The following is a 9074-nucleotide window of genomic DNA, read 5'->3' as shown; positions in this document are numbered from 1 at the left end:
AATTATGATACACCTATGCTATACTTTAAGAAATTAAGGAATTCCTAACTGCAATATGTCTGGCTCCTGTGCAAAAATAAAAATAAAACTATATATAATAAAACTGTATATAATAATTATGCATATTCTATTTCTATCAGAGATCTTAACGCACTTTTAGCTTCGCTCAAAAACCTCTGATTAGGATCAACTTTGTAGTTTTCACCTATCTTAAACACTTCAGTACCGCTTTCTGATTTTAGTTTTAAGAAAATAGTATAATCACCTGGGTTTGATGATATAGCATTTTGCAAGCATAATAAATCCATATCATCAAATATATTTTTATTAACATAAAGTGCTAATTGTTTTTTGCCTGTATTAGTATTTTTTATAATATTGTTATTATTTTCTTTTTTTATCATAGGAGAAGCTTTAGTATTTTCATTAGACGGTTTAGGTATTTTATTTTCTGTTACTAAAGTTTCTGCATTGTCTCTTCTTTTTATTTCCCTTTTTACTTCTTTTAAAACATTCTTTTTATCATTAAGAACACTATCTAAATCTTTTATCTCTAATATGTTATTATATATCTTGCCAGAAAACTTATTTTTATCTCTTTTACCTCTTATAAGTATGCCCATATTTTCATCGAGCTGCTCTCTATATTTATCTACTTTTGTTGTAATATAGAAAGTATTCTCTGTAAACAAATCCATCACTTTTAATATAAGCATAGGAGTATTTTTCTTTGTAGTGCCTTCTGATATGTTCATTAAGATTGCTGGTATTGAAAACTCATATTTATCTTCAAGTTCTTCCAACTCAAGCAAATTATTAAAATACTTATAGTCAATTTTTGTAATATATCTTGCAAAAGGATGGTATCTTAAAGAAAAACCTAAAACTTCCTTTTCATTTTCCATTAAAATATTATTAGCATATTCAACTTGTTTTTCTATCACCAAAGAAGCACTTCCTGTGTCATCTTCAGACATAGAATCAAAAAGCATAGTTTGTCCTGATAATGTTTCTTTTTGATAATTAGAAGCATGAGCAAGTATTGCATCAAGCGAAGCAAGTAATGCACTTTCTGTATGACCAAAATCAGAGAAGGCTCCGCATTTTATGAGTGTTTCATATACTTTTCTATTAACCAAATGAACATCTACACGTTTTACAAAATCTTCTAAATTTTTAAATTGTCCATTATTTTCTCTCTCTTCTTGTATAGCTAAAGCAGCCTGAAGTCCTACACCTTTAACAGCATGTAAAGCATATACTATCTTTCCATTCTTTTGAGAGAACAATGCATCGCTTTCAAACACACTCGCAGTAACAACTTCTATATTTTTTTGTTTGATTTCGTTTAAATATAATGCTATCTTATCAGTATCATCTATAACAGTATTAAGCAAAGCTACATAATATTCCATTGGGTAATGAGCTTTAATATAAGCTTCCTGATAAGCTATTAAAGCATAACAAACAGAGTGAGATTTATTAAAACCATACTCCGCAAAACCTTTCATTGTATCAAAAAGATAATTTAACAATTCTTCATCATATCCTCTTTCAAGTCCGCCGCTAATAAACTTCTCTCTCATAGAGTTCATTTTCTCTACGATTTTTTTACCCATAGCCTTTCTTAAATCATCTGCTTCGGCGGCAGTGAAACCTCCAATAACTCTGCTTATAGCCATAATCTGCTCTTGATATATTAAAACCCCTTGACTTTCTTTAAGTATAGGCTCTAAATCTGGGTGCTTGTATACTATCTCTTTTCTTTTATTTTTTCTGTCTGCATAATCTTTATCCATTCCAGAGTTTAAAGGACCCGGACGATATAATGCCACACTTGATACTAAATCATCAAAACCTGTAGGCTGAATATTTATAAGCATCTGACGCATACCGGGACTTTCAAACTGGAATACCCCTCCTGTATCAGCTTTTCTAAATATATCATAAACAGCTTCATCGTCCAAAGGAAGATTATCTATATCTATTTCAACACCGTATCTCTCTTTTATATCTTTTATAGCATCTTTTATAAGCCTTAAGTTCTTAATGCCCAAAAAGTCCATCTTTATAAGACCAGCACTTTCAACATAAGTCATCTCATATTGACAAGCCCTTGTTCCTGTTTTAGAATCCTGATAAACCGGAGCTAAATCAGCTATAGGATGAGATGATATAATTACACCCGCAGCATGAAGCCCAACATTTCTTACCAAACCATCAAGCCTCATAGATATTTCATACATATTCTTTAATTCTCTGCTTCCTTCTATTTCTTTTACTAAAGCAGCACAGTCAGGATGATCATATATATCTACAACTCTTTTTACATCATTAGGTATGCTTTTAGCAAGTCTGTCAGCAGTAGCTAAATCTATACCCATAACACGGCATACATCTCTTACAACAGAACGTCCTCCCAAAGCTCCAAAAGTAGCAATTTGCGAAACATTGTCTTTACCGTATTTTTTTGTTACATAATCTATTACTACTTCTCTTTTATCATCTTGGAAGTCAACGTCAATATCGGGCATGCTTTTTCTTTCAGGATTTAAAAATCTCTCAAAAAGCAAATTATAATCAAGAGGATTAACCTTTGTAATTCCTGTAGCAAATGCAACTATTGAACCTGCTGCACTTCCCCTACCCGGACCAACAGCAACATCATGATTTCTTGCATAGTTAATAAAGTCTTGAACTACCAAAAAATATCCTTCAAAACCCATCTTAGCTATAACACCAAGCTCCATCTCAAGTCTGTCCATAGCCTCTTTTGGTATATTGTTATTATAATGCTTATTAAGTCCTTCTATACACATCTTTTTAAGTGCTGTAGTTTCTGTCTCACCATTAGCAAGCTCATAATTCGGCATATAATAAGTTTTAGTCATTATATTTAAATCTTTGCACTGCTCTGCAATTTTCACTGTGTTTTCAAAAGCTTTTGGAAGTTTTGCAAAAGACTTTCTCATCTCTTCCTCAGTTTTCAAATGAAACTCATTGCTTGGGAATTTATATCTTTTTGGCATATCTAAAGTAGCTTTAGTTTGTATAGCTAAAAGTATCTCATGAGCTTTAGCATCTTCTTTTAATACATAATGCACATCATTAGTAACTACTAATTCTATGTTTTCATTTTTTGCCACTTTGTATAAATCGCTGTTTAATGTCTTTTCTTCTGCTAAACCGTGGTCTTGAAGTTCTATATAAAAATCTTCTCCAAATATGGATTTATAATATCTCGCTAATTGCAAAGCCTGCTTATAATCTTTTTTTCTTAAGGCTATAGGTATCTCCCCGCCCATACAGGCAGATAAACAAATTAACCCCTTATTATATCTCTCTATTAATTCATGGTCTACTCTTGGTCTATAATAAAAACCTTCAGTATATCCATGAGTTACTAATTTACATAAATTGTTATATCCCTCTTTATCTTTAGCAAGAAGCACCAAATGCATAGCACTTTTCTCTTCTGAGTTATCTAATTTCTTGTCAAATCTCGTCTTTGGTGCAACATATACTTCGCACCCTATTATAGGTATAATTCCTTTATCTTTAGCCTCAGAAAAGAACTCCATCGCACCAAACATATTACCATGGTCTGTCATAGCTATAGCCGGCATATCCAATTCTTTTGCTCTATCTATTAAACCCGGTATGAGTCTTTTAGTTTTATCTGTTTTAGAATATAATGATTTAATACGAGCAGCACCATCAAGTATAGAATACTGAGTATGTACATGTAAATGAACAAATGACATAAAATTATACCCCTATTTTTCTAAACCTTATTTTATACCCAATTATGTTAAATATCAAGTTAAAAAGCGATTTAAAAACAATATTATAATACACTATAAATATTTACGGTAAAAATATTGAAAAATTAAACGCAAATACAATAATTTTTCAATAAACTCACTCTCCGCTAAATATAAAACTACACACTAACAAACAACATATATATAGAAAATTACTTGATTTTTTGAAAGCTTTTTTATATAATTAACATATTAAACTTAATTAATAAAAAATTTTGAGGATAAATAAATGTCATCTAACAAGAAAATAGTAATCAAAAAAAAGAGTCCTGTAATTAAAACTTTGCAATGGATTGGAGTATCTGCTGTATCCATTTTGCTTATAATATATTTTTTAGTTATAGATACCAGAGGAAGCCAAAAAACTCCTACTATAGGTTCTGTTAATGGTACTCCTATATATTATACTTCTACAAGCCCTTATGGAAAAGCCTTTAGAGAAATAGAAAATTATTATCAGCAATTTGGAATACCTATGAATACTGATGTATATGCAAATATAGAAGATTTAGCTTTTAGAAGAGCTGTTACTACTATACTTTTAGATGATTTAGCTGCAAAAAATATTGATGTAAGCGATAAAATAATACTTCAATATATGCAAAGCCAATTTATAGACAGCAATGGTAATTACAACCAAATGGCTTATGATGCTTTTATTAAAAATACTCCTCAATCAGAAAAAATTAGAATAGAAAAAGACTTAAAAGAAACTATTATGGCTCAAACTATAGCTTTAGAGTTATTTAATGGTGTTAAAGTTAATTCTTTAGAATTAGAAAGACAATATATAAAAAATCTTACAAAAAGAGATATTGAAATGCTTTATATTGATGCTTCTGATATAGTGCGAAATGCTGATATAATTGAAACAGATATAGATAAGTATTTTAATGATAATAAAACTAATTTTGTACAGGCTGATATATCTTGGATACTTATTGCTAATGCTAAAGAAGCTGAAAATGTATATAAAACATTAAAAAATGATATTACTTTATTTGATAAAACAGTAGCAGAAAAGAGTATTTATACTAATGACTATCATTTAGGTTATGTTACAAGAATGGAAATTGATAAAAACATAGCAGACAGAGTATTTACAAACACTCAGACTAATACTTTACTTTCTCCTATTAATGTTAATGGAGTTTACTATGTTGTATTAATTAATAATATAAGACTTCCAGAAAAATACACAGACGTTAATGCTGCTGTTTTAAGGGATAGCTATTTAAATGATAATCTTAAAGTATTGATTGAAGCAGAAAAATCTAAGCAAGTTGAAGTATTAAAAAATGCTACTCTAAACAACAACAATTTTGCTGCTTTAAATAATAATGGAAATATAAAATACTATAAATCTTCTGCACCATTTTCTTATGCTCAAGGTTTAGTAAACGCTACTGATGGAAATGTTATACCAGATTCATCTAACCCTATATTTAATAGCACTGTATTTTCTTTGAATGTAGGCGATAAAAGCGAGGTTATAAAATTAAATAACGGTGTTGCTGTTATAAAAGTTTTATCAGAAGAAAAAGCAGATGTAAACAAATTGGCATCATTGGATAGTGCCCAAAAAAATGCTATGAGAAGAGAATTATTAAGTGCATCTGTTGCTAACATTTCTATTGAATGGGAAAACAGAAGCATAGAAGAAGCTAAAATAAAAAGGCATAAAGTAAGATAAAATTAGGGGTGTTTATGTTTGACAATAACGTACATTACATAAGAAAAGAATTAGAATCTATATACAATGTTGTAGTAGAGCATTTAGGAAAAGAATTATTAAGCAAAGAGATAAAGAAGCTTGAATATGAACCAAAATTGGACAGAATTAATATAAATGATTTTATCTTTATAAGACTTACATTTGAAAATAAAGAAGATCATAAAGAATTATTTTATGAGATATATATAGAAGATGAAAACGGCAACGCTTTAGAAAACTCAATGATAAATGTAGAGCGTCCATTTTCTAAGCTTGTAGAAAAAATTGATTATCTTATAAAATTAGATTATTGATTATTTTTAAGAGTAGATTAATAAATATTTATTTTGTATAAGTTTTTTTATTTTATTCAACTTTTTCCCGCCGCAAAAAGTGCAAGTGTTTTTACTATATATGTTAGGAATATGTATTAAATATAGCCTAAAACCTAACTTTGAGAAAAAAATACAGTTCTTCGCGAAGCGTATCCGAAGGATATGAGGTTCTTTTATACCAATACCGAAGGCACTTTCTACGATCGTCCTGAAGGACTCCCTTCGGTCGTACCGAGTAGGTGCCTATCGGCAAAAGAAGTGGGTGCTGCACGGTGTGTACTTCGTTAAGGGCAAAGCCCTGCAAATATTAATTTAAATAAATAATTTCTTTACATTAAAGTATTTATTTTATTCAACTTTTTCCCGTGGCAAAAAGTTGCAAAAAACACAAGTAGTTAAATTTTATATCTAAGAAATTATATAAAATAATACTAATTATATTTTACATACTAAATATTAAATTAAAAACAATATAAATATTTATTAACTTAGTTTTAAACAAATATATTTACTTTTCAAAAGGATATTTTATTTTCCAGCTTCTTCTTAAAGTGTCCATTATATTCATAACTCTTATAATATCTTCATGCGGCATCTCTTTACATTCTAACTTTTTATTTCTAATAGCATCTGCACAGGAAATGACTTCATATTCATAACCGCTTATTTGTTTTGGAACTTTAATAGTTTTTACAACTTTTCTGTCTAATGAATAAACTGTTATGCTTTCTGGGTTATTAATATTTTTTACAACAATGTAGCCTTTATCTCCGTTAATAACGCCCTCTCTATTGGTTAATGCTGACATAGTGCTATTTAATACTGCCATTTTGCCGTCATCAAAAGTAAGAGTAATAGAGTTTTGTTCATCTACTCCTTTTTTAGTTTTCACACAAGTAGAATCTATTTTTTTTATTTTATTTCCAAATACCATAAGAGCAAAATTGATAGTATAAACTCCCACATCAAGCAAAGCTCCTCCTGCTAATTCCGGCTCTATCAGTCTTTCTTTTTTATTTATAACATAGCCTAAATTGGCTGTTAGAGAAGTTACTTTACCTATAATACCGCTTTTTATAGTTTGATTTATTATATCTCTGCTTGGCATATATCTAGTCCAAATAGCCTCAGCAAGTAGAAGCTTTTTCTTTTTGGCAAGAACTATAACATCTCTCGCCTGTTTTGTATTAACAGTAAAAGCCTTCTCGCACAAAACATTTTTATTATTATTAAGACATAACTTTATATGCTCATAATGATGAGAATGTGGTGTTGCTATATAAACCAAATCTACATTTTCATCTTTAACCATATCCTCATAAGAACCATAAAACTTTTTAAATCCATATTTCTTAGCAAAAGCCTTACTTCTTTTTATATCTCTCGCACTCACTGCATAAGATTCTACATCTTTAATTTTTGCAATAGTTTTAGCCATTTTTTCAGCTATAGAACCAGCTCCTATAAAGCCTATATTAACTTTTTTCATTATAAAAACCTCTTATAAAATGTTTATAGAAATATGATATTACTATTTTATATATTGTCAAGAAAATAATTTAAACTAATTTTTTAAATTTTATTTTATTATAAATAATAATTTTTAAAAAAAAGGATGCACCTTAAAAAGATGCATCTTTTATATATTTATGTGTACTATAACTTATAATTGTACTTTTTTAATTAAGCTTGTAGAAAGCTCTGGTATATATATAACATTATTAACTAAATCTATATCAGCCACACCAGATAAAGAACCTTCTATTTTTTCAACTTGTTCTTTAGTATTTAAATCAAATACATATATGCAAGCATTATTATTAGCACCATTTTCACCCCAATCAGAAACATATAATTTGCCATTAGCAATAGCTATACCATCTAAAGCACCAGCACCTAATCTTGAATCTGTCCATTTAGTTAATCCTGTACCGTCTATATTTAAAGTATAAATATCGCCTCCATTAGCATCGCCTCCGAATGTGCTGCCTGCTATATATAATACTCCATTGTCTAATAATATACCATTAGCACCAACTACTCCTGTTACTGATGAAGTGATAGATAAAGCTGAATTGTTATCAACTTTTACAAAATGAACAGTTGAAGCACCTGTATCAGTTAATGCTACTGTTGTAGGGTCTATAACTACTGTATCATTTAAAAACTTAGAGCCTTCTATAGGAAGTTTAGTAATTATTTTATTTTCTTTTACATTAGCTAATACTAAATTACCAGTCATAGAACTGTCATTAACTTGGTCAGGTATAATAATAATATCATCAGTTAAGAAAGAAAAACCTTTAGGGCTGTCTAACTCACCTTCAAAAAGTTTTGTAGGGTTAGAACCATCTTCATTAGCAACAATGATAAATCCATCTTTAGGAGCATTAGGGTCTCCTAAATTTGCTATATATAATTTACCATTTCTAAACTTAACACTCTCTGGTGCTGCTAATCCTTCTACTGTTATGCCCATAGCTTCTTTTTTATACTCAGCTCCTGAAGTACTGCTGCTGGCTTTAGTTGTTCCATCTCCAGAATTGTTTGAACAAGAAACTGCAAATACTGCCAATGACAAAATTAAAAAAACTTTATTCATTTTTTCTCCTTTTTTGTTTATTAATATTGAAAAACTTATATAATACTTTCAATATTATATCAATACCTATTAAACAAAATATTGTTACCAAAAGAGTTACAATAGTGAAATAAAAAACTATTGACTATTATATTTATTCAATTTATTATAATACCATGAAGATTAACACTAAATTATCCGTTGCCACACATATAGTTTTATGCATAGCATTTTTTGAAAATGAAGGCACTACTTCTCACCTGATTGCTAAAAGCGTAAAAACTAACCCTGCTCTAATAAGAAGAATTCTATTAAAACTCCAAGAAGCAGGAATAGTTGAAACAACTAAGAAAGGAAGCAAACTTATAAAAGATGAAAAAGATATAACATTGCTGTCAATATATAAAGCAGTGTTTACAGAAGAAGAGAGAGGGCTGTTTAGTTTTCATCATCCTAATCATGTTTGCCCTGTGGGATGTGCTATGTTTGATGTGCTTGGAGAAGAGTTTAATAGCGTAAAAGAAGACTTTGAAAAATCATTATCTAAAATAACTATAAAAAAAATAGCTGATGAAGTAAGAAAAAGAAAAAAGCATTTAGATTTTATGAATAAATAATTT

The 9074-nt window shown here is 29.3% G+C and carries 6 protein-coding genes; 3 read left to right on the top strand and 3 right to left on the bottom strand.

Translation table 11 applies throughout. The annotated features are described in order from the left end of the window. Positions 1-116 precede the first annotated feature (116 nt). The gene (dnaE, locus tag Q0H31_RS07560; protein ID WP_295296922.1) at positions 117-3764 is read right to left on the bottom strand and encodes a DNA polymerase III subunit alpha; all 3648 of its coding nucleotides are present in this window, start codon (positions 3762-3764) and stop codon (positions 117-119) included. Positions 3765-4053: 289 nt separating this feature from the next. Between dnaE and Q0H31_RS07555 the strand changes: the two genes are divergently transcribed. After that, positions 4054-5517 (top strand): SurA N-terminal domain-containing protein, encoded by a 1464-nt coding sequence (locus Q0H31_RS07555; protein ID WP_295296920.1) that lies wholly within the window; start codon positions 4054-4056, stop codon positions 5515-5517. A gap of 14 nt (positions 5518-5531) precedes the next feature. Beyond that, a complete protein-coding gene (locus Q0H31_RS07550) occupies positions 5532-5852 on the top strand; it encodes a hypothetical protein (protein WP_295296918.1) in 321 nt (106 codons plus the stop codon). A 529-nt stretch (positions 5853-6381) separates the two neighbouring features. On the opposite strand, the gene Q0H31_RS07545 is transcribed toward Q0H31_RS07550, so the two are convergent. Beyond that, positions 6382-7362 carry a Gfo/Idh/MocA family oxidoreductase gene (locus Q0H31_RS07545; protein WP_295296917.1) on the bottom strand — a complete coding sequence of 327 codons (981 nt, stop codon included), beginning with the start codon at positions 7360-7362 and terminating at the stop codon, positions 6382-6384. A 174-nt stretch (positions 7363-7536) separates the two neighbouring features. After that, complete coding sequence (locus tag Q0H31_RS07540; protein ID WP_295296915.1) at positions 7537-8475, bottom strand: ATP-binding protein; 939 nt, start codon at positions 8473-8475, stop codon at positions 7537-7539. A gap of 155 nt (positions 8476-8630) precedes the next feature. On the opposite strand from Q0H31_RS07540, the gene Q0H31_RS07535 reads away from it, so the two are divergent. After that, on the top strand, positions 8631-9071 hold the full coding sequence (locus Q0H31_RS07535) for an Rrf2 family transcriptional regulator (RefSeq protein ID WP_295296913.1): 441 nt from the start codon (positions 8631-8633) through the stop codon (positions 9069-9071). The last annotated feature ends 3 nt before the right edge of the window (positions 9072-9074 follow it).

Origin of the sequence: uncultured Brachyspira sp. (genome assembly GCF_934747485.1) — a bacterium.
Taxonomy (GTDB): domain Bacteria; phylum Spirochaetota; class Brachyspiria; order Brachyspirales; family Brachyspiraceae; genus Brachyspira.
The sequence above is the reverse complement of the archived record's forward strand: the minus strand, read 5'-3'. Positions and strand labels throughout refer to the sequence as shown.

Excerpts from the sequence above, each read along its gene's own strand:
- dnaE (WP_295296922.1), bottom strand. The coding sequence starts at position 3,764 with ATGTCATTTGTTCATTTACATGTACATACTCAGTATTCTATACTTGAT.
- Q0H31_RS07550 (WP_295296918.1), top strand. The coding sequence starts at position 5,532 with ATGTTTGACAATAACGTACATTACATAAGAAAAGAATTAGAATCTATA.
- Q0H31_RS07545 (WP_295296917.1), bottom strand. The coding sequence starts at position 7,362 with ATGAAAAAAGTTAATATAGGCTTTATAGGAGCTGGTTCTATAGCTGAA.
- Q0H31_RS07540 (WP_295296915.1), bottom strand. The coding sequence starts at position 8,475 with ATGAATAAAGTTTTTTTAATTTTGTCATTGGCAGTATTTGCAGTTTCT.
- Q0H31_RS07555 (WP_295296920.1), top strand. The coding sequence starts at position 4,054 with ATGTCATCTAACAAGAAAATAGTAATCAAAAAAAAGAGTCCTGTAATT.
- Q0H31_RS07535 (WP_295296913.1), top strand. The coding sequence starts at position 8,631 with ATGAAGATTAACACTAAATTATCCGTTGCCACACATATAGTTTTATGC.